Below are 21172 nucleotides of genomic sequence, written 5' to 3'. Positions count from 1 at the left end.
TCAAAATTTTATTATTTGTTTTTACAATTGAAGCAAAATTTCACGCAGATATTTTACAGGGGGTGAACCGTGCGAGAGCAGGTTTTCGTTAAATTCTTTGATGTTAAACTTATCCCCTTTCAACTTCATATACTCATCTCTCAACGCCATTATCTCTTGAAATCCTGTGAAGTAGCTTGAAAGCTGAGCCGAAGTAAGACACGCCCTCCTCCATTTTCCTTCAGCCTCGGCTCTCTCTTGAAATCCTTCTTTCATCATAAGGGACAACGCTTCCTCCTGAGTCATATTTCCAGCGTGAATTTTGTGATCAAGTATCGCATTTATTATAACCCTGATATACCACTTCAAGTGAATTAATTTCATCTTCGGATCATTGTTTAAAATTCCGTTTTCAATCATCAATCTTTCTGCATAAACAGCCCAACCCTCAACCATTGGACCACTCCAAAAAACACTTCTCACAATTGATGGACAACGGTTTGAATAGTAAAGCTGGACATAATGCCCTGGGATCGCCTCATGGATGCTCAGCTCCAAAAGTGAGTAGTAATTATACTCACGAAGATATGATTCAACCTGTTCAGGAGTCCAATCCTCTGGAATAGGAGAGACATTATAAAATGTTTTCATATTTTTCTCTAACGGTCCTGGTGCCTCAAGCGACGCAACCGAAACACCACGCTGATATTCGGGTGTTTCTCTAACAACAAGTGGCTTGCTTTCGTCAAGTGTTAAGAGATTTTTCTCTTTGATAAATTGCGTTAAATAATTTAAATCAGATTTTATCCTATCCATAATCTCTGATGGTCTCGGATGCTCAAGGACAATTTTATCAAGCACCGCTTTTATAACCGATAATTTATCCATTCCCTTTGGTTCTCTGCCGTAGTAATACTTGTAAAGTGGCAATGCGATTTGATACATCTCGTTATGAGTTTTTTCCTTCTCCCTTTCGGCGAGATCAAGGATTTCATCTGGGGTTAAGTTCGATTTCAAATAATATTTCATCTTTTTATAGTAAAGTTCCTTGCCAAGCCTAAAATCACGCTTCGACTTTGGCTTCAACTCATTTTCGAGCCACCTTCCATATTCTTCAAGCGATTTAACTCCAGCTTCAACCGCTTTCTTTAGCTCTGACCTCAATTCATCAGATATCTTCAAAGTATCAGCAAATTTCATCAAATCATTTTTTAAGATGTTGATGTTCCCTTTATTTTGTCTTATCGCTGTTTCAATGTGAATTTGTGGCGCATCTTTCAAATTTTTCTTCGCTTGCTCAATAAAGTTTGGAATTTGTTTCACCCTCTCAAGGGCGTTTTTCAATCTCTCCTCCGCTGGTGCGAAATCCTGAGTTATTAAATACATCAAACCATCACCTATCACCGAGTTATAAATCAACGGATTCCACTCGTATTCTTTCAACTCCTCAAGATTAAAAATTCTCTCATCAATCTCTTCCAATAAAATACGGCAGTCAATACTATTATCTTTTGAAAGTTTTTTCAGGTCAAATTTTGAAAATTTCTCCCTATAGCTTTTTAACCATTCAAGTCTTTCCTTCAACGTTCTCTCAGAAAAATCGTCGAGCAAATTATCATATTTATGATACCCAACCCAAGTTGCACTGACAGGATGATGCTTGAAATATTCATCCATGAACTTATCCACGAGCCTTGAAAACTTTTCATCTTCAGTTTGCCTTGCACAACCTAAAATGAAAATTAGCATCATAAAAGTGAAGATTAGTTTTAACTTCATTTTGCCACCCTCCTTTGTTTAAAGTTTTTGAATATAGCGAAGGCAAAAACAAAAATTGTTAAATAGAACGAAATGTAAACTATTATATCCCCATGTTTCGTGTAAAAAGTCTTTTCGTCGTTTAACTTTATCGCATCAGCGATTTGTGTTCTCTCATGAAATTTTGTTTTCTTTTGAACTCTACCATATGGGTCGATAAAGCCCGATATCCCACCATTTGCACACCTTACTATGCTTCTTCTATTCTCAACCGCCCTCAAAATTGAATATTGAAAGTGCTGATACGGTCCAGATGTATTTCCATACCAACTGTCATTTGTGATGACGACGAGAAATTGTGCATCTCTTTTCACAAACTCACGGACAAGCGATGGATAAATTGATTCATAACAAACCACACCTGAAAATTTAACAAGTTCACCGTTTCTTCTTCTCATTTCAAAAACTGTTGTATCCTTCCCCTTCGCCCAATTGCTTATCCCAACGCCCCACTGTAACGGCTCAATCAAAAAATGAAATGTATCCGCATAAGGTAAACGCTCCACAAATGGGACAAGTATCATTTTTGCATATTTTTGAATTCTATTCGAGTTTGGTAGAAATAAACCCATCGCATTAAACGCATCGTATCTTTGACCCGTTTCTTTTATGAGATGACTGCTCGGTGGGGCATCTGAAGGATTCTCATAAAACTTAGCATCTGGAAAACCCGTCAATATAGCCACATTTAGACTGTCGATCCAACTTTTAAACCAGTTAAAGTAATAACGATACGGCGAAAGAAGAAAATAATAAGTTATCGCCGTCTCTGGATAGACAACTAATTCAACATCTGGATCAGCTTTAATTATTTCTCTTGTCATGCCCATGTAAAGCTCAAGCTGTTCACCGAGCGTCCCCTCCCACTTCAACCACGGATTTAAGTCTGGTTGAATCAAACCAACTTTAAGTATTTTAGAAGAAGATTTTTCGGAATTCTTCAAAACAAACATCCCATAGAAATCAGGTGCGATGTAAATCAAAATGCCCGAAAGTAGATAGATCAAAACATTTTTAGAAAGAATTTTTCTGCAAGCGAAAATTTCCTTAATCGCAAGATAAAAGAAAACATTCACAACAAGAATTAAAAAAGATAGCCCATAAACGCCCGTAAATTCGATAAATTGAATCTTTTCGATAAAATATGTTTGTGTGTTCCCAAGCGTTAACCATGGAAAGGCTAATTCAGTTATCGAGCGAAAATATTCAAAAAGAACATAGACAAATGGGAAAATGAAAAGATGAACTTTACCGCCGATTTTTCTTTTAACGAACATATAAAACCATATCGGGAGAAAGAAAAGGATTGGATGAAACAAAATTAAAAGCACACATCCAACCATCAAAAATGGATCTGCTTCCTTCGACCATCCACCAACCCAATAAAGAGTGAACAGGTTGAAAAAGAAAAAGGAAAAATAAGAGTAGATAAAAAGTTGCTTGTAATTCTCAATCTTATCGATCAAAAACAAAAGTGGGACAAATCCAACCATCGCAAAAAAACCTGTCTTTAACGGTGGAAATGAAAGTGAAAGCAAAATTCCAGTTGCAAATGAGAGCCAAAATTTCTCGTTAAAAATTTTTTCCTTTTTCAACTCCAGCGCTGAATTTATTTTTGTAAAGTTCGCTTCCATAAATCCAAAGATAAACCACACTAAATCCAACAATTAAGCCAATTACCATCCCAGCAACGACATCGGCTGGATAATGAACCCCGACATAAATTCTTGAAAACGAAACAAGAAAAGAAAAAGAGAAAAGGTATACAGCGTGTTTTTTGTAAAATCTTGATATTAAAGTTGCAACAGTGAAACTATTAACCGCATGACTTGATGGAAAAGACAAACCACTTCCACACCCAACAAGCAACCTCACACCTTCAAGCTCATGACATGGTCTTATCCTGCTGACCAATGGTTTTATGATATGACTGCTCAATTGGTCGCTTATCGCAATTGCTGGGATTAAAAGAATTGCAACTATTCTTCCGTTCTTGCCCCCGAAAATTAAAAGTCCAATCCAGATAAGAACAAGGAAAATTCTCAAGTTTACATCTTTAGTTATAAATGGCATTAAAATGTCGAAAACAGGATTCGCAATTTTAACATTGAAAAAATAGAAAAGTGCTTTATCGATTTGCAAAAGTTCTTGAATCAAGGTTTTCTTTTTTTACTTTTCAAAAAACTTCTCAAGACAAAAACGATCACAACAAGCGTAAGTATTGCAGTTACAACCTTACTATAACCTGAAATTACATCAGCTATCAAATGCCAATTCTCTCCTAAAATTTTGCCACTTGTCACAAGGATTAGATACCATAGAGAAGCGCTGATAAAAGAAAGCAAAATTGATTTTTTCAAATCATATTCCCCAAGTCCAGCAAAAAACGCAACGAAAGCCCTCGTCCCCGCGAGAAACCTGTTTATAACAATGAGAAAGTATCCATATTTTGAAAAAAGTACCTCCACCTTCTTCACATTTTCAGGATTTATGAACTTGATTTTCCCCTTTTCGATTATCTCATCACCAAATTTATCGCCGATGAAGTACATAGTTATGAATCCAAGCGTGCTACCCAAAACAGCGGAAATAAGAGTGAGAGTAAAATCAGTTTTTCCAAGCCCTGACAAAGAAGCGCAAAAAACAACGATAACATCGCTCGGCGAAGGCGGAAAGACATTTTCAACATAAGCGAAGAAAAAAATCACAAGATAAATCCATACATTGTCAACGCTTAAAATGAAATCCAGAATCTGTTTTGTCTCCATTACTCGCTTACTTTTGATTTTATTAGAACAACAGCAAAACACGCAAGAGCGTCTCCCTTCCCTATCGCATCAAACTTCTCGTTTCTCTTCGGTTTGATGGAAATCTTATCAAAAGGGATCTCCAAAATCGAAGATATTTTCTTTTTCATCTCTCCAACGAATGGAGAAAGTTTGACCTCCTCAAGTATCACGGTTGAGTCGATGTTTACTATTTCAAAATTTTTTTCATCAAGTATTTTTTTAACATCTTTAAGAAAAATCTCGCTTCTCGCATTTTTATATTTTTCATCTGTATCTGGAAATAACTCCCCAATGTTTCCAAACCCCAAAGCACCGAGCAAAGCATCGCAAATTGCATGGATCAACACATCGCCATCGGAATGTCCAAGTGAGCCCTTGTTAGATGGAATTTCAACTCCACCAATGTAAAGTTTTCGACCTTCAACGAGCGGATGTATGTCATAACCAATTCCAATCCTCAAGATCAAAGCCAACCCTTTATTTCAAAAGATTTATATTTAGCCTCGTAAGGTTTCCAAGTTATTTGGACATCTTCAACCTGCGCATACCTTGGTCCAACTTTTACAAGTTTTATCAGCTCTTCAACAAGCGAGCGTTCACCCTCAACTTCAATCTCGACATCTCCATTGCTTAGATTTCTTGTCCATCCTTTTAGTCCGAGATGATTAGCGTGCTTTTGGACGAACCATCTAAACCCGACACCTTGAACAAGACCTTTAACGATTATATGTGCGCAAACATAATCCCCAGACATGGCTCTTCAAGAAATTTTTGTTTTCAATCTATCAACGCTAATTTTGAACATCTCTTCAAACTTTTCTAAAGATCCACCAAATTGAACAAAATCATCTTTCCCACCACCTCTACCGCCAGTCGAGTTTAAAATCTCGTTCAAAATCTCTCTTAAATTTATTTCAACATCGCTTGACCTTGCCATTATAAAATTTGCACCGCCAAATTTGGAAGCAAGAACAGAAATGGTTTTGGGATTTTGGATTAACTTGCGAGCCAAAATTTTTAACTCATCAATGTTTCTATTTTCAAAACTTACGCTGACAAAATTTACCCCGTTCACCTTTTCCGAATCCCGAATCAATCTCTCAGCTTCGAACTCAATTAATTTTTCAGTCAGGAAATTTATCAACCTTTGTTTTTCCTTCTGCGCCTCAAGAATTTTATTTACTTGCTCGACGAGTTCCAAATCACGAACACTTAAAAGTGCGACAAGCTCATTTGAAACTTTATTTTTTATCTGATAATCCCTTAACGCCCTTACACCACAGACAAATTCAACCCTTGTTAATCCGCCCTTGACTCTTTCCCACCTTTTAACTTTTATCAACCCTATTTCGCCAGTCCTTGAAACATGCGTTCCACCACAAGGGGAGTAATCAAAATCGCTTACCTCAATAATTCTAATCGTGCCAGATACCTTTGGCGGTTTTCTCAACGGAAATTTTGTAATTTCTGAATCATTGACAAAATGAATTTTAACCTCTCTGTTTTCCCAAACAATTTGATTAGCCAGAAATTCAACTTCGTGAACTTTATCATAATCTAACTTTTCAATGTCAAGATCAATCGTTCCAACATCGTCCCCAAGTCTTGATGATATAGTTTCGCAATTTAGCAAAACCTCAAAAGCCCTTGAGAGTATATGCTGACCTGTATGTTGTTGCATATTTGAGAATCTTCTATCCCAATCAATTTGACACTCGACTTCACCATGGGACAAGTTTCCGTCAATTATGTGTAAAATTTCACCATCTTCTGACTCTATAACATCAATAACCCTTGCGTTATCAATTAGTCCAGTGTCATGCTCTTGTCCCCCTGATGTTGGATAAAAATAAGTCTCATCAAGTATGACAGCGGTTTGTCCATTATGATTTTTAACATCTATCACCCTTGCTCTAAATTGCGTGGTATAACTGTCGCTATAGTAAAGTTTGCGTGCCATTGAAAACTGAATTTTTTATTAAATTTACATGCTGTGGAGCTGATTTTCAAAAATTCAAGAAACTCTAAACCGCATCAATTTGTTAGAAATTGTAAGCCGAATTTAACAACAAAACTTGGAGGTGCTACGATGCGGTTAGCGAAATTCTTTTTTAGTCTTCTTATTCCTTTGATCACCATCTTTTTCTTTTCATCTCTTCCAGCCCAGCAGAAAACTGAGACTAAGAAGGTAACCTTTAAAGGTGAGGTTCTCGATCTTGCTTGCTATATTGCTGGAGAAAAAAAAGGGGCTGAGCATAAAAAATGTGCGGACATGTGCATTAAAGGGGGTGCACCGATTGGAATTTTAACAGATGATGGGAAAGTATATCTCATAGTTGAAAACCATTCAAAGTCAGAGCCGTATGAAAAGTTAAAAAATTATGCAGCTGAAAAAGTGACGATAACAGGTGTCTTATATCAGCGTGGTGGTTTGCCTGGGGTTGTAATTGAATCTGTTGAACCAGCAAAGTAATTCTTATAACGGGCAGGTTTTCAGCCTGCCCTTTTTAATAATAAAATAAAATGGAGGATGAAACGAAGCATTTGGTTGCTGATTATATTCGCCATTGTATTTATACTGATCATTTCCTGGCTCATCATAACTTCCCCTAATCATACATCGGTATGGAAAGGTAGAGAAGTTGCCCTCAAATATGGTTGTTTCAATTGTCACGGTTTTGAAGGACAAGGAGGCATACAGAACCCTAAATATCGCTATCACGAAATCCCATCATGGCAAGGTGGAACAGCGATGATGTTTATTCTAAGTGAAGATGAGTTAAAAGAATGGATTCTCTACGGAAAGCCTAAAAGATTGCAAAACACCGAGCACGGCGGGATTATAAAAATGCCAGCATACGAAAAAATTATTTCTGAAAAGGAACTAAACTATTTGATTTCCTACCTTAATGCGGTTATGGAATTGATCGAGATAGATAACGACAGCGCAAAGGTTGGCTATGAGATAGCGAAAAATTTGGGTTGCTTCGGCTGCCACGGTCCCTACGGTATGGGCGGTATGCCAAATAAAGGTTCATTCAAAGGTTATATACCTGGGTGGGATGGGAAGGACTTCAAAGACCTCGTCAAAGATGAAAATGAACTTAAAGAGTGGATATTGGACGGAAAGATAAAACGACTTGAAAAGAATCCAATTGCAAATATATTTCTTAAAAATCAGATTGTCAAAATGCCCGCTTATAAAAATGTTTTAAGCGAAAATGAAATAAATTACTTGATTTCCTACATCGAATGGTTAAGGAAAGAAAATTTCTAAACGACACTGAACAAAGCTACCACTGCTTGTCCAAGCGATAACCCCCCATCGTTCGGCGGAACCTTTGAATGGGTGTAAACTTCAAAACCAAGTTTGGTGAGTTTTAAAACTGTCTTTTCCACAAGCAGAGAATTTTGGAAAACCCCACCACTTAAGACGACCTTATTTAACCCCGTTTCAACCCTTGCTCTGCGTGAAACTTCACAAATTGTGTTCGCAATTGTGTTGTGAAATTTTCCAGAGATTTTGGGAATTGGCACACCATTGGCAAGGTCTTCAACAATTTGTTCAACGCACGGTTTAAAGTTCACCACTAATGGCTTTGAACCATCATTAATTTCAAACCAGTAATATCCGTCTTCATTTTCATCGGCAAGCATTTGAAATTCCATCGCTGCTTGAGCTTCATAGTTAACATTTAATCTAACCTGACAAAGCGCAGAAATCGCATCAAACAACCTTCCAACAGCGGAAGTAAAAGGTGAGTTGATTTTTTTATCTATGATTTGCAAAAGAATCTTAAGTTTGTTTTCTCTTTCCTCAAATAAATTTTTAACAAATGGAATTTCAATGTTTACAAAATCATGCCCAAATGTGTGATAAAGATATGAAACCGCCATCCTCCATGGCTCTTTTATTGAAACTTCGCCTCCCGGAAGTGGGACATATTCAAAGTGAGCAAATCTCTCAAACTTTGAAAGTTCAGCAATTAAAAACTCTCCACCCCATATCTTGCCATCAATTCCAAAGCCTGTTCCATCAAATGCAACCCCAATCACAGGTTCAGATAAATTATTCTCTGCCATACAGCTAACGACATGTGCATGATGATGTTGAACTGGGACTTTAATCGGGATGTCAAGCTCAAGAGCGTATTTAGTGGAGAGATACTCCGGATGCATATCGTACGCAAGGATTTTGGGATTTAAATCAAAAAGTTTTTTAAAATGTTCAACTCCCTCAATTAATGATTTTAAGGTAGCCCAATTCTCAAGGTCACCTATATGATGGCTTAAAAAAGCATACCTTCTCTTCAAAAAACAAAAAGTATTTTTTAGATGCCCGCCCACAGCCAAAACATGTTCCTTTGCTTCAAACGGTATTCTAATTGGATAAGGTACATATCCACGCGAACGCCTTATCATCGTCGGCTTCCCAGAAATCACAGCTGCAACCGAATCATCACAGCGTATGTGGATCTCCCTATTATGAACAAGGAAAAAGTCAGCTATATTTCGCAACCTTTCAAAAGCATCATCATCTTTATACGCTATCGGTTCTTCGGTCAAATTTCCACTTGTCATGACAAGGGGAATATTTACCTCCTTCAAAAGAAGATGATGAAGCGGAGTATATGGCAACATAACCCCAAGATAAGAATTTCGCGGTGCTACTTCATAAGCTATGGGGCAATTTTTCTTCTTTTTCATCAAAACGATTGGGCGTTGAATTGATGTTAAAAGTTTTATCTCGCTTTCGTCGTATTCACAAATTTTATCAAGCCATTCAACGCTTGGGATCATAATTGCAAACGGTTTTTCGATCCTCAATTTTCTTTTTCTTAATTCAGCGACCACTTCATTATTCAAAGCGTCGCAAGCCAGGTGATAACCGCCAAGTCCTTTTATTGCGACTATAAAACCATCGCGTAAAATTTTCGAAGTTTCTTTTATAACATCATCACAATTTACCTCATCCAGATTTTTGTCAAGAAGTTTAATTTGGGGACCACAAACAGGACAGGCATTGGGCTGGGCATGAAACCTTCGGTTTGAAGGATCATGATATTCGTGTTCACATTTATCGCACATCTTAAAAACTGACATCGTCGTCTTCGGTCTATCGTAAGGCACATCGATTATAATAGTAAATCTTGGACCACAATTTGTGCAGTTTATAAACGGATATCTAAACCTTCTATCGGCGGGATCAAAAAGTTCTCTAAGACAATCCTCGCATGTTGAGACATCGGGCGAAATTAAAACGAACTTTTCCTCACCTTCTTTGCTCTTCTCGATGAAGAACTCTTTATAACCCTTTACCTCAGAAGGCTCACAAACTATTTTTTCGATTAACGAAAGTGGCGGGGCTTTTTTAGGGATTTCCTTTATAAACTCATTTACTGCTTCCTCTTCGCCTTCAACCTCAATATAGACACCATTCGTATCGTTATAAATATAACCCTTCAAATTAAACTCATTCGCAAGCTTAAAAATAAATGGCCTAAATCCAACTCCTTGGACAATTCCCTCAATGTAAATCTTTTGAGCTTTTAACATTTTCCTTGAATTTTTCAACCCTGTTTTTAAACCAATTTATCCAACTTTCAATCCCTTCGCCAGTTTTACATGAAATTGGGAAAATCTTTGCATTTGGATTCACTTCAAGAACATTTTTTTCAAGTTCTTTTAATTCAACCCCAGCGTATGGTAAAAGATCAATTTTATTTAACAGGACAACCTCAACTTCATGAAACATAAGCGGATATTTTTTAGGTTTTTCTGCCCCTTCAACAACGCTATAAACCATAACCCTCAAATCCTCACCAAGGTAAAACTCGGCTGGACAAACGAGATTTCCAACATTTTCAATAAAAAGTATGTCAAATCCATCAACTTTAAACTCATGAAGCACGTTATGAACCATACGAGCATCAAGATGGCAGACATTACCAGTTGTTATCTGATACGCAGGAACACCCAATGCTTTTATCCTATCGGCATCAACCGTCGTTTGCAAGTCCCCCTCAATTACTGCAATAGCAAGATCATCCTTAAGATGTTTGATCATCACTTCAAGAACAGATGTTTTCCCAGCACCAGGGGCTGACATCAAATTTACCGTGAAAACTCCCCATTTTCTAAATAGTTCTTTGTTCTCCAAGGCTATTTCCTCATTCGCTTGAAGAATTTTCGTGCCGACATCAATTTTGTGCATTGCAAGCCCCAAATTTATTTTTATCTACTCAATTTCGATATATTCAACTCTCATCTCCCTGCCCGAGATAATGCTCATCGGTTCGGAGCAATTGGGACAAAATAAATTAAAATCATTCATTGTTTCAAGAACAAATCCACAGAAATTGCAGATTGACTTAAACTTAACTATTTCAATCTCAAGTTCAGCGTTTTCAGCAATTGTCCCAACTTTCGCTATATCAAAAGAAAACTCCAATGCTTCTTTTACCACACCAGAAAACTCTCCGATTTGAACTTTAATTTTTTTAACTGCTTTTGAATCATTTTCCCTTGCGATATTCTCAGCAATTTCAATAATACTTTGTGCAATGGAAAGTTCGTGCATTTAAAATCGACAGCCAAAATTTTAATATAATTTAAGAATTTTCTGAAAACAATCAACGAAATTTTAGCTGTTTTGCGCTTTAAAGCCTTGATTCTTGCTTTTGTTAGGGGTTTTATTTATATTTTCAAAGCATATCCGAAACAAAACTTAAGAAATTATGGCTACAACTGCTGATATTAGGAATGGTTTGAACATAAGATATAACGGTAAAGTCTACACAATTATTGATTTTCAGCACGTCAAGAGAGGTCGTGGTGGTGCATTTGTAAGGGTTAAACTTAAAGATGTCAAGACAGGAAGGATTTTAGAGGAAACTTTTGATTCAGGTGAAGAAATTGAAATAGTGAGGCTCGATTTTAGAAAATTTCAATTTTTGTATAAAGATGGGGATGAATTTGTTTTTATGGATCTTGAAACATTTGATCAAATCCATGTTCCGTCTGATCTTGTTGGGGATAACGCTTTGTTCATGAAGGAAAATGAAACTGTTGATATTTTATTCGACGGTGACCAAATCCTTGGAATTCAGCTTCCAACCTTTGTTGAACTTGAAGTTGTTGAAACAGAGCCTGGAATTAAGGGGGACACTGTAACAAATGTAATGAAGCCAGCGAAGCTTGAAACTGGTGCTGTTATAAATGTTCCATTGTTCATTGAGCAGGGCGAAAAAATTAGGGTTGACACAAGAACAGGCGAATATGTTGAAAGAGTAAAATAAAAGGAGAACTAAACAAAGATGGATTTAAATTATATTAAAGAACTCATTAAAGCGGTTGACGAAAGCGGTGTTGAAGAAGTTGAAATAGAGATCGAGGGTTCAAGGCTAAGGATAAGCAAAAACCGTAAGGGTGAGACCGTTGCACAATCCAGCACGAACTCATTCCCGAACTTTATTCCAATTCCGTTTCCATTTTATCCACCGATTGGAGCAGTTCAGCAACCTATGACTATACCTCAAGTTCAAACCCCTGAAACCAAAGTTGAAGCTCCAAAAGAAGAAAAAGGCGCTGGTGCAACGGAGGTTCCAGTTGTTGAAAAAGGTAAAAAATATCATGAGATAAAATCTCCAATAGTTGGAACATTTTACCGAGCGCCCGCTCCAGATGCAGAGCCGTATGTTAAAGTTGGCGATGAGGTTTTCCCTGGAACAGTTCTCTGTATAGTTGAAGCGATGAAACTTATGAATGAAATTGAATCTGATGTCCACGGCATAGTTGCCAAAATCCTTGTTGAGAACGCTCAACCCGTTGAATATGGCCAGCCTCTCTTCCTCATCGAGCTTCTCGATTAAAGAAAAAAATTTTATGGGAAAAATTGTTTAAAAAGATTTTAATCGCCAATAGAGGTGAAATAGCTTTAAGGATCATCAGAACCTGCAAAGAGCTTGGCATAAAGACAGTTGCGGTTTATTCCGAAGCAGATAGATACTCCCTCCACGTTAGATTTGCAGATGAAGCAGTTTGTATAGGTCCAGGACCAAGCAAGGATAGTTATCTTAACATTCCAAGGATAATTGCAGCAGCTGAGATAACAAACGCCGAGGCAATTCACCCAGGTTATGGTTTTTTAGCTGAAAATGCGATGTTTGCTGAAATTTGCGAATCATCGGGGATAAAGTTCATCGGTCCGACGCCAGATGCAATTGAAGCGATGGGTGATAAGGCATTGGCGAAAGAAACAATGAGAAAGGCAGGGGTTCCTGTGATTCCTGGAAGTGATGGTGTTGTTGAAACATTAGAAGAAGCGAGAGAAATTGCAAATGAGATCGGCTATCCAATAATGCTGAAAGCTGCTGCAGGTGGCGGTGGAAAAGGTATGAGAATGGTAAACGATGAAAGCGAACTTGAAAACGCATGGCAAACAGCAAGAGCAGAAGCGGAAGCTGCTTTTGGAAATCCAGCAGTTTATATTGAAAAATTCATTGAAAGACCGAGGCATATCGAAATTCAAATCCTTGCGGATGAATACGGCAATGTAATACATCTTGGGGAAAGGGACTGCTCAATTCAAAGAAGGCATCAAAAATTAGTAGAGGAATCACCATCTCCGATTGTAACTCCTGGGCTTCGCGAAGCGATGGGCCAGGCAGCTGTAAAAGGAGCAAAAAGCGTTAAATATAGAAACGCTGGAACAATTGAATTTCTTGTCGACAAGAATGGAAACTTTTACTTCATGGAAATGAACACCCGAATTCAAGTTGAGCATCCGGTGACAGAAATGGTCTATGGTATAGATATAGTAAGAGAACAAATTAGAATTGCAGCAGGTGAAAAACTTAACATAAAACAAAGGCAATTAAAACCCAACGGGCACGCCATCGAATGCAGAATAAATGCGGAAGACTCGTACAACGGATTCAGGCCCTCGCCTGGAAAAATAACTGGACTTCACTTCCCCGGCGGTTTTGGCATTAGAGTAGATTCACATATCTATCAGGATTATGTTGTCCCACCTTACTATGACTCGTTGATAGCAAAATTAATTGCCCATGGGAGAACAAGGGACGAAGCGATTGCAAGAATGTTGAGGGCACTTGAAGAGTTCGTAATCGAGGGTATACATACGACAATTCCATTTCATATAAAACTTTTAAATTCACCCGAATTTAGAAGTGGGGTTGACTACGATACAAAATTTGTCGACCTTAAATTTAATATGAATGATTAAAACCTAAAAAGGAGAAAGCCATGCAATTCCCAGAAAACCTAAAGTACACAAAAGAACATGAATGGATAAGGGTTGAAGATAACTCCATTGGCGTTGTTGGGATAACAGAGTATGCTCAAAGTGAACTTGGTGATATTGTATATGTTGAACTTCCACAAATTGGAAAAGTTGTAAAACAACTTGAATCATTTGGAACAATCGAAGCTGTAAAAACAGTTGCTGATCTTTTTGCACCTGTTTCAGGCGAAATAATTGAAGTAAATGAAAAGCTGAAAAGCTCACCCGAACTAATTAACAAGGATCCTTATGGTGAAGGCTGGATAATCAAAATTAAAATCAAGGATCTAAACGAACTTAACAATCTTCTCTCTGCGGAAGATTACCGAAAACTTATAGGCAAGTAAAAACTTTAAAATTTAAGGGAGCACATAAAATGGGCTTCGTTCCAAATACCGATGAAGATAGGCAAGAAATGCTAAAGGCAATCGGCGTTTCATCATTTGAGGAATTGATCTCAGATATACCTGAAGAGATAAGATTAAAGGAAGATTTAAAACTTCCCGAGCCTCTCTCTGAATATGAAGTTTTAAAAGAACTTCAAAGCATATCCGAAAAAAATCTTGACTTAAATCACGCAATTTCATTTCTTGGCGGTGGAGCATATGATCACTTCATACCATCTGCTGTTTTCACAATAATAAGTAGATCTGAATTTTACACCGCTTATACTCCGTATCAAGCCGAAGTAAGTCAGGGAACGCTTCAAGCGATCTATGAATATCAAAGCATGATCTGCAGGTTGACTGGAATGGATGTTGCAAACGCCTCTATGTATGATGGTGGAAGTGCACTTGCGGAAGCAGTTTTACTTGCGCTTGGTTATACTGGAAGAAATGAGGTTGTCATCGCTGGACCAGTTAACCCAAATTATTTAACTGTAGTTCGAACCTATACACACCCAAGAAGAGCAAATGTTAAACTAACTAAATTTGATTCAGGCGTTTGCGATATTGATGATTTAAAAGCTAAAATAACAGATCAAACAGCTTGCGTTGTTGTTCAGCAGCCAAATTTCTTTGGAAATATTGAAGATGTGTTTGAGATTGAAAAACTCACACATAGCAAGGGAGCTTTGTTCATAGTTGCGATTGATCCAATTTCGCTTGGAATTTTAGTTCCACCAGGCGAATATGGTGCAGATATAGTCATTGGCGAGGGACAATCGCTTGGAATTCCACTAAGTTTCGGTGGCCCATATCTTGGTATTTTCGCTACAAAAGAGTTTTTAATCAGAAAAATTCCAGGACGACTTTCTGGAGTTACAATCGATAGAAATGGTGAGCGTGGTTTTACCCTTACACTTCAAACTAGAGAACAGCATATAAGAAGAGAAAAGGCAACTTCAAATATCTGCACAAACCAAGGCTTGATGATGCTCGCTGCGACAGTTTATATGGCTTTGATGGGAAAACAAGGATTGAGGGAAGTTGCAACCCTTTGTCTCCAAAAGAGTCATTATCTTGCTGAACAAATTTCAAAAATCGATGGCTTTAAACTGAAATATAATCAACCGTTCTTCAAGGAATTTGTCGTTCAAACTCCTATTCCTGCATCCAAGATCAAAGAAAAGTTACAGGCTAAAAAAATTCTACCTGGAATTGACTTATCAAAGTTTTCTGGCTATGGGGACGGCTTGTTAATTGCTGTGACCGAGAAAAGAACAAAGAAAGAAATGGATTTATTCGTTGAAGAGTTAAAAAGCTTGTAATTAATTCTTTGGGGGCGACTTTCGCCCCCTATTTTTTATAGAAGTGCCAAAAAGTTAAACATCCCAAGCCCCTAATGAAACGATTTTCCGTTATAATCCCAACCCTAAACGAAGAAAGAACACTCCTTTGGGCAGAAAAAACATTCACAAATGAAGTGAAACAAAATTACGATGTTGAAGTTATAATAAGCGACGGGGGAAGCACAGATAATACAATTGAAATAGCTAAAAGATTCGCCGATAAAATTGTTTTAAATGAATTAGGGGAAAAACAAACCATTGCAAGTGGAAGAAATCTTGGGGCTTTAAACTCAAATGGAGAGATACTTGTTTTTTTAAATGCAGATGCAAGAATAAGTGATATTGATACATTTTTCAAATTATGCAATAATCTGATGAAAATGCCACAAGTGGTTGCTCTCTCTTTTGAAGTTGAAGTTTACCCCGAAGAGGAAACATTTAAAGACAAAATATTTCACTGGTTTCTAAATAAATTTTTTGCGCTTTTAAATGTCATAGGGCTTGGAATGGGAAGAGGTGAATGTAATGTTGTAAAAAGAGAAGTTTTCTTCAGCATAAATGGATACAATGATAAACTCGTGGCTGGTGAAGATTTCGAACTGTATGTGCGACTTCGTCGCCTTGGGAAGATAATAAATGTTTACGGAGTTAAAATCTATGAATCGCCGAGAAGATATAGAAAATACGGCTACCTGCGAACCATTGCTTTGTGGTTTTTTAACTCCGTTTCAATTATCTTATTTAAAAAGTCGATCTCAAGCAAGTGGGATATGGTAAGATGAAAAAGTTTTTTTTAATTCTTTTTATTTTTTCAGCCAATATCTTCTCACAAGTTGAAAATGTTCCTGTCTCGCACAGCGTATACGCCTTTTTAAAAAGAATGGAGGTAAGGGGCATAATTAAAAATTTTGATGACGCTTCCCTGCCGATCTCAAGAAGCGAGGTTGCAAATTTTCTAAAAGAGATTTACTCAAAGCGTGACAAGTTAAGCACAAAGGAACAAGGATATCTTGAACTCTTGATGATCGAGTTTGAAAATGAATTGAAAAGTGAAAATTTTTTTGAAACATCGATCTTGAACGATGGATTTAAATTCAAAGATGGAATTTTTTCGGACAAAGCGAAATATCTTTACGCTTATAGAGATTCAAACATTAATTTCTTCGCCGATTTACTTTTTAACCTTGATGTAAGGTTTGCGAAAAATTCAAAGGTCGCTTTAGCTGAAATTGGCGGAAGATTAAGGGGAACATACGGTGGTAAACTTGGATTTTACATTCAATCAACAGACGGACAATCCTTTGGGAGTAAAGAACTGGCGCTTGAAGATTTAAGATTAAAGCAAAATTATAAATTTAACGAGCAAGGCTCGGTTAACTTTGACTTTACCGAAGCATACATAAAGTATCAAACAAACCATTTGAGTTTTCAACTTGGCAGAGAATTGATAACGCAGGGCTATGGATTTTCTGGCAAGCTTTTCGTCTCGCAAACTTCACCAGTTTTCGATTTCTTAAAAATTCGATTTAAATACAAAGGTGTATCTTACGATTTTCTCCACTCATGGCTTCTCGGTGCAAAGTTTATAATTCCAGACACCATCGCAGGTAATATGACAGTTATAAATTCAAAATATCTTGCAACCCATAGGTTAAATTTTAACTTTTGGGACAAGTTCAACTTCGGAGTTTGGGAAGGTGTTATCTACACGAAGCGTTTCCCAGAACTTGCCTATCTTAATCCAATCAACTTTTACAAATCTGCCGAACATTCGCTCCAAGATAGAGATAATACACTTCTTGGTTTTGATTTCAAATCAAACATTTTTAAAAATTTTCAAATTTACGGAACAGTTTTAATTGACGATATAAACTTTCCAACTATTGGCACTGGCTGGTATGGCAACGAACTTGGTTATCAAGTTGGATTTTATTTCGCCGATTTTGTAAAAGACGCTGATCTTATATTTGAATACACAAGGATTGAGCCATATGTTTACTCTCACAAGTTTAATGAAAACAATTACACGCACAATGGTTTTTTATTAGGACACCAAATTGGGCCAAATTCAGATGATTTTTTCATTAAAATTGTTTATCTTCTCTCAAAAAGAGCGATATTGACGATTTTTGGAGAAAAAATAAGGCATGGGAAAAACCCTGTAGCTGGTTCTGACACAATAAATGTTGGAGGTGATTTCAATCTCGGACATCGAATATGGGACGCTGAAAAAGTGAAATTTCTTGATGGAATCGTTGAAAATAACTTCAGATTCGGCTTCGATTTGATTTGGGAGATAAAGAAAGATATTGTGCTTGGATTAGGTATTGGAAAAAATGAAAAAAATTTTTTAACTTACCTCAAAATAAAAGTAGATTATTAAAGGAGGTAAAGAAAAAATGTTTAGGCAAAAATTTTCGCCGTTGACTATAATAATTACTCTTATTGTTGGAGTGGTAATTGGGGCAAATCTAAACAGTTTGCTTTCAACCGATGATGTTTATATACAGATAATGAAACTTAACGATGTCTTGAATCTGACGAGAAAAAATTATGTCGATAAAGTTGATACGCAAACACTTGTAGAAGCTGCCATAGAAGGAATGCTTGGTGTCCTTGACCCGCACTCGGTATATATTCCCGCTAAAGCAATGGAAAGGGTGAATGAAGATATAAGGGGTAGCTTTGAAGGAATTGGCATTGAATTCACGATCATTAATGATACTATAAATGTTGTTTCACCGATTGCTGGGGGTCCGAGCGAACAACTTGGCATAATGGCTGGGGATAAAATAATCAAGATAGATGATGAACCGGCGATAGGATTGAAAAATGAAGATGTTATAAAGAAACTTCGTGGTCCAAAGGGAACGAAGGTAAAGGTTACAATCCTAAGACCCGGGGTTAAGGAATTGCTTGATTTTGTTATAACAAGGGATAAAATTTCAATCTATAGTGTTGATGTTGCTGTGATGGTATCAAAAGATGTCGGTTATATAAGCGTAAATAGATTTTCTGAGACGACAGATCGTGAGTTTAAAGAGGCTGTTCAAAAGTTGAAGTCTCAAGGTATGAAGAAACTTATCCTTGACTTGAGGAATAACCCCGGCGGACTTCTTTCCGAAGCTGTGAGGCTTGCGGATGAGTTTCTCCCCAAGGGGAAATTGATAGTTTACACAAAGGGACGCCTTCCTGAATACAATGAAGAATTTTATGCAACATCAGAAGGAGTTCTTGAAGATGTCCCTGTCATTGTGCTTGTTAATCAAGGTTCAGCATCGGGAAGCGAAATCGTTGCGGGTGCGATACAGGATTGGGACAGAGGACTTGTGGTTGGTGATACTACATTTGGTAAGGGGCTTGTGCAAAGACAATTTCCATTAAACGATGGTTCTGCAATCAGATTAACGACAGCGAGATACTATACCCCAAGTGGAAGATTGATTCAGAAACCATATGAAGGAAAGAAATATACAGCATTAGCCGAACATCCCGGCAAAGGTAAAGATTCAGTGAAAATAGCTTACAACACAAAAATTTTATCCCGACCTGTTTATGGGGGTGGCGGAATTGCACCAGACTTTTTCGTGAAAACTCAGACTTTGACTGATCTTTCTGTCAACATAAGAAGGCAAAATTTATTCTACATCTTTATTTCAAACTTCATGGACAATAAAGGGAATGAAATAAGGGCTAAATATGCGAATAACTTTGAATATTTTAGAAAAAACTTCCAGATAACGGATGAAATGCTCAATGAATTCAAAAACTTCGTCGTTTCCAAAGGAATAAAATGGGATGAGGAGCAATATCAAAAAGACATGGCATATATCAAAGCCATTTTAAAGGCGCATATAGCAAGATTCATTTGGAGGAATGAGGGTTGGTATCCGATAATGCTTGAAGTTGATGAACAATTTCAAAAAGCCCTTGAGTTGATGCCGCAGGCGGAGAAACTTTTAGCGAGCAGTAAATAGGTTTAACAGCTTCCGCTTTTAGGCGGAAGCTGTTTATTTAAAAATAAATTTCGGTGAGAAAATGAAATTGTTACAAGCGCTATTTTTAATTTTTGCACTTGCCATGAATATCTTCGCACAGGCTCAACAGCAGACAACGAAATATTCCGTCGATGATGTAATGAAAAAACTCGAAGCTATGGATAACTCATTTAAGGGAAAGGTTGACGAAATTCGTGGAGAGTTTGAACAAAAGTTAAATCAAAGTGTGAATCAAATAAGAGAAGAACTGTCATCAAAAATTGAAAAAATTGATTCAAAAATATCAACAATTTCATCCGAGACAGAGCAACTCTCTAAAAGGGTCAGTAGAGTTGAGACGCAAAGTTATGATTTAAGAAATCGCATTTCCAAAGTTGATGAGAAAGTTTCAAGCGTTGGAACCGAAATCAGCGATGTAAAACGCTCCATTGGTGAAGTAAACCAGGGCGTAAGGGAAGTTTCCACTAAAATTGATGAAAGCAGTTCAAAATTTGATGAAATTATCTCAAAGCTTGGTTCAAACAAAGCAACGCTCGTGGTTGGGTTTATTATCGTTATAATCCTTTCAGCTGGCGTGGCCTTTGGAATGATAAATCTTTCAAAGTTAACAAAATCAGCTGAGAAAAATATAATTGATAGCTTTGAAACCGCTACTGGAAAAATTGATGTAACTGCAAATGATTTAAAAACAATAATTGATGTTCTCAAACAACAAACCAGTGAAGTAATAGCGTATCAAAAAATACTTGAAGAGAGAATAATTTCAGCACAGCAACGAATTGAAGAAAAACTTGAGGAGAAGTTAGCAGCGAGAAGAAGAGCGCAAAGAAAAGCATCTGGTTCTAGTGAATAGAGCATGCGTTTTAGTTTTATCCTAATTTTCACAATATCATTTATAACTACGCAATTAGTTTCTCAACAGGAATTTGAAAAATTCGATAAGTCATTTAATACATCGTTCATTCAAGTAGGCGAGGAACTAATTTATGAGGTCAAGTATCTTTTCTTTAAGCTTGGTCAAATAAGGTTCAAGGTTGTTGATAAGTTCATTGAAAACGGAATTGAGTTTTATAAGGTTAGAGTAAATGTTGATTCTTATTCTGTTCCATTTATTGATATCCATGCTAGCTTTGAGGCGATTTTTGATTCGAGATTTGTGGCAAGAAGATATTACAGTGAGCTTAACGAGCGAAAGTATTACCAAAGTGTTAAGTATTGGTTTTCTAAAAATCTATCAGCTTATATTGTTGAGAAAAATTATCAAAACTTCGAGTATAATACGAAAGGGCAAAGGATAGATACGGTTAAAGTTTTAACCATGTATTGTGATGGTCCATCTCTTTTTTATTATGCGCGAGCGAATTTTAAGCAATCTAAAACGATGGTAGTGCCGACATTTGTTGAAGGAGTAAAAGGAATTACAATCATAAACTTTGGCAAAAAGAAAACAAAAATAAAAATAGATGCACTGGACAAACCGATTGATGCTTATGAAATCGATGGGAAAGCAAGCTATATTGGATTTTTCGGATTGACCGGGGACTTCACTGGT

At 37.0% G+C, this 21172-nt stretch carries 22 protein-coding genes; 12 read left to right on the top strand and 10 right to left on the bottom strand.

The window, feature by feature from the left end; genetic code table 11:
- Positions 1-21: 21 nt before the first annotated feature.
- From AWW78_RS02755 to AWW78_RS02725, 7 genes are read right to left on the bottom strand one after another with little or no spacing between them, the layout of a single operon-like run.
- Complete coding sequence (locus AWW78_RS02755; RefSeq protein ID WP_075426065.1) at positions 22-1758, bottom strand: DUF885 domain-containing protein; 1737 nt, start codon at positions 1756-1758, stop codon at positions 22-24.
- Entirely contained in the window at positions 1755-3431 is a 1677-nt protein-coding gene (lnt, locus tag AWW78_RS02750; protein WP_047134105.1) for an apolipoprotein N-acyltransferase, read from the bottom strand. Before lnt ends, AWW78_RS02755 begins: the two co-directional genes overlap by 4 nt.
- Positions 3370-3954 carry a phosphatase PAP2 family protein gene (locus AWW78_RS02745; protein ID WP_047134104.1) on the bottom strand — a complete coding sequence of 195 codons (585 nt, stop codon included), beginning with the start codon at positions 3952-3954 and terminating at the stop codon, positions 3370-3372. The genes lnt and AWW78_RS02745 overlap by 62 nt, the downstream gene beginning before the upstream one ends.
- Entirely contained in the window at positions 3951-4565 is a 615-nt protein-coding gene (locus AWW78_RS02740; protein WP_047134103.1) for a DedA family protein, read from the bottom strand. Before AWW78_RS02740 ends, AWW78_RS02745 begins: the two co-directional genes overlap by 4 nt.
- A complete protein-coding gene (gene ispF, locus AWW78_RS02735) occupies positions 4565-5050 on the bottom strand; it encodes a 2-C-methyl-D-erythritol 2,4-cyclodiphosphate synthase (RefSeq protein ID WP_176693894.1) in 486 nt (161 codons plus the stop codon). The genes AWW78_RS02740 and ispF overlap by 1 nt, the downstream gene beginning before the upstream one ends.
- Entirely contained in the window at positions 5050-5340 is a 291-nt protein-coding gene (locus AWW78_RS02730; protein WP_047134102.1) for an acylphosphatase, read from the bottom strand. The genes ispF and AWW78_RS02730 overlap by 1 nt, the downstream gene beginning before the upstream one ends.
- Positions 5341-5346: 6 nt before the next feature.
- Complete coding sequence (locus AWW78_RS02725; RefSeq protein WP_047134101.1) at positions 5347-6546, bottom strand: alanyl-tRNA editing protein; 1200 nt, start codon at positions 6544-6546, stop codon at positions 5347-5349.
- Positions 6547-6675: 129 nt separating this feature from the next.
- On the opposite strand from AWW78_RS02725, the gene AWW78_RS02720 reads away from it, so the two are divergent.
- Both AWW78_RS02720 and AWW78_RS02715 read left to right on the top strand, forming a co-directional pair.
- Positions 6676-7059, top strand: a complete 384-nt coding sequence (locus AWW78_RS02720; protein ID WP_141651970.1) for a hypothetical protein — start codon at positions 6676-6678, stop codon at positions 7057-7059.
- A 57-nt stretch (positions 7060-7116) separates the two neighbouring features.
- Entirely contained in the window at positions 7117-7863 is a 747-nt protein-coding gene (locus tag AWW78_RS02715; protein WP_047134100.1) for a c-type cytochrome, read from the top strand.
- Here the strand turns inward: AWW78_RS02715 and hypF are convergent.
- The 3 genes from hypF to hypA are packed head-to-tail and all read right to left on the bottom strand — an operon-like array spanning position 7860 to position 11166.
- Entirely contained in the window at positions 7860-10142 is a 2283-nt protein-coding gene (gene hypF / locus AWW78_RS02710; RefSeq protein WP_047134099.1) for a carbamoyltransferase HypF, read from the bottom strand. The genes AWW78_RS02715 and hypF overlap by 4 nt on opposite strands.
- Positions 10114-10800, bottom strand: a complete 687-nt coding sequence (gene hypB, locus AWW78_RS02705; protein ID WP_047134098.1) for a hydrogenase nickel incorporation protein HypB — start codon at positions 10798-10800, stop codon at positions 10114-10116. The genes hypF and hypB overlap by 29 nt, the downstream gene beginning before the upstream one ends.
- 24 nt (positions 10801-10824) lie before the next feature.
- Positions 10825-11166, bottom strand: coding sequence for a hydrogenase maturation nickel metallochaperone HypA (gene hypA / locus AWW78_RS02700; protein ID WP_047134097.1), 342 nt, complete (start codon positions 11164-11166; stop codon positions 10825-10827).
- A gap of 157 nt (positions 11167-11323) precedes the next feature.
- On the opposite strand from hypA, the gene efp reads away from it, so the two are divergent.
- The 10 genes from efp to AWW78_RS02650 form a co-directional block, all read left to right on the top strand.
- On the top strand, positions 11324-11884 hold the full coding sequence (efp, locus tag AWW78_RS02695) for an elongation factor P (RefSeq protein ID WP_047134096.1): 561 nt from the start codon (positions 11324-11326) through the stop codon (positions 11882-11884).
- Positions 11885-11902: 18 nt separating this feature from the next.
- Positions 11903-12457 (top strand): acetyl-CoA carboxylase biotin carboxyl carrier protein, encoded by a 555-nt coding sequence (gene accB, locus AWW78_RS02690; RefSeq protein WP_047134095.1) that lies wholly within the window; start codon positions 11903-11905, stop codon positions 12455-12457.
- 23 nt (positions 12458-12480) lie between these two features.
- Positions 12481-13833, top strand: a complete 1353-nt coding sequence (gene accC, locus AWW78_RS02685; RefSeq protein WP_047134094.1) for an acetyl-CoA carboxylase biotin carboxylase subunit — start codon at positions 12481-12483, stop codon at positions 13831-13833.
- A 20-nt stretch (positions 13834-13853) separates the two neighbouring features.
- A complete protein-coding gene (gene gcvH, locus AWW78_RS02680) occupies positions 13854-14237 on the top strand; it encodes a glycine cleavage system protein GcvH (protein WP_047134093.1) in 384 nt (127 codons plus the stop codon).
- A 29-nt stretch (positions 14238-14266) separates the two neighbouring features.
- The gene (gene gcvPA / locus AWW78_RS02675) at positions 14267-15601 is read left to right on the top strand and encodes an aminomethyl-transferring glycine dehydrogenase subunit GcvPA (RefSeq protein WP_047134092.1); all 1335 of its coding nucleotides are present in this window, start codon (positions 14267-14269) and stop codon (positions 15599-15601) included.
- Positions 15602-15675: 74 nt separating this feature from the next.
- Positions 15676-16404 (top strand): glycosyltransferase, encoded by a 729-nt coding sequence (locus AWW78_RS02670; protein WP_047134091.1) that lies wholly within the window; start codon positions 15676-15678, stop codon positions 16402-16404.
- The gene (locus AWW78_RS02665) at positions 16401-18005 is read left to right on the top strand and encodes a capsule assembly Wzi family protein (protein ID WP_047134090.1); all 1605 of its coding nucleotides are present in this window, start codon (positions 16401-16403) and stop codon (positions 18003-18005) included. Before AWW78_RS02670 ends, AWW78_RS02665 begins: the two co-directional genes overlap by 4 nt.
- A gap of 16 nt (positions 18006-18021) precedes the next feature.
- A complete protein-coding gene (locus AWW78_RS02660; RefSeq protein WP_047134089.1) occupies positions 18022-19599 on the top strand; it encodes a S41 family peptidase in 1578 nt (525 codons plus the stop codon).
- Between the two features lie 61 nt (positions 19600-19660).
- Complete coding sequence (locus AWW78_RS02655) at positions 19661-20473, top strand: coiled-coil domain-containing protein (RefSeq protein WP_047134088.1); 813 nt, start codon at positions 19661-19663, stop codon at positions 20471-20473.
- A 3-nt stretch (positions 20474-20476) separates the two neighbouring features.
- The coding region (locus AWW78_RS02650) for a DUF3108 domain-containing protein (RefSeq protein WP_047134087.1) at positions 20477-21172 on the top strand (696 nt) is incomplete at its 3' end.

The organism is Candidatus Kryptonium thompsonii (assembly GCF_001535985.1).
Lineage (GTDB): Bacteria > Bacteroidota > Ignavibacteria > Kryptoniales > Kryptoniaceae > Kryptonium > Kryptonium thompsonii.
Note: the sequence above shows the minus strand (reverse complement) of the source record. Positions and strands in the feature narration are given on the sequence as shown.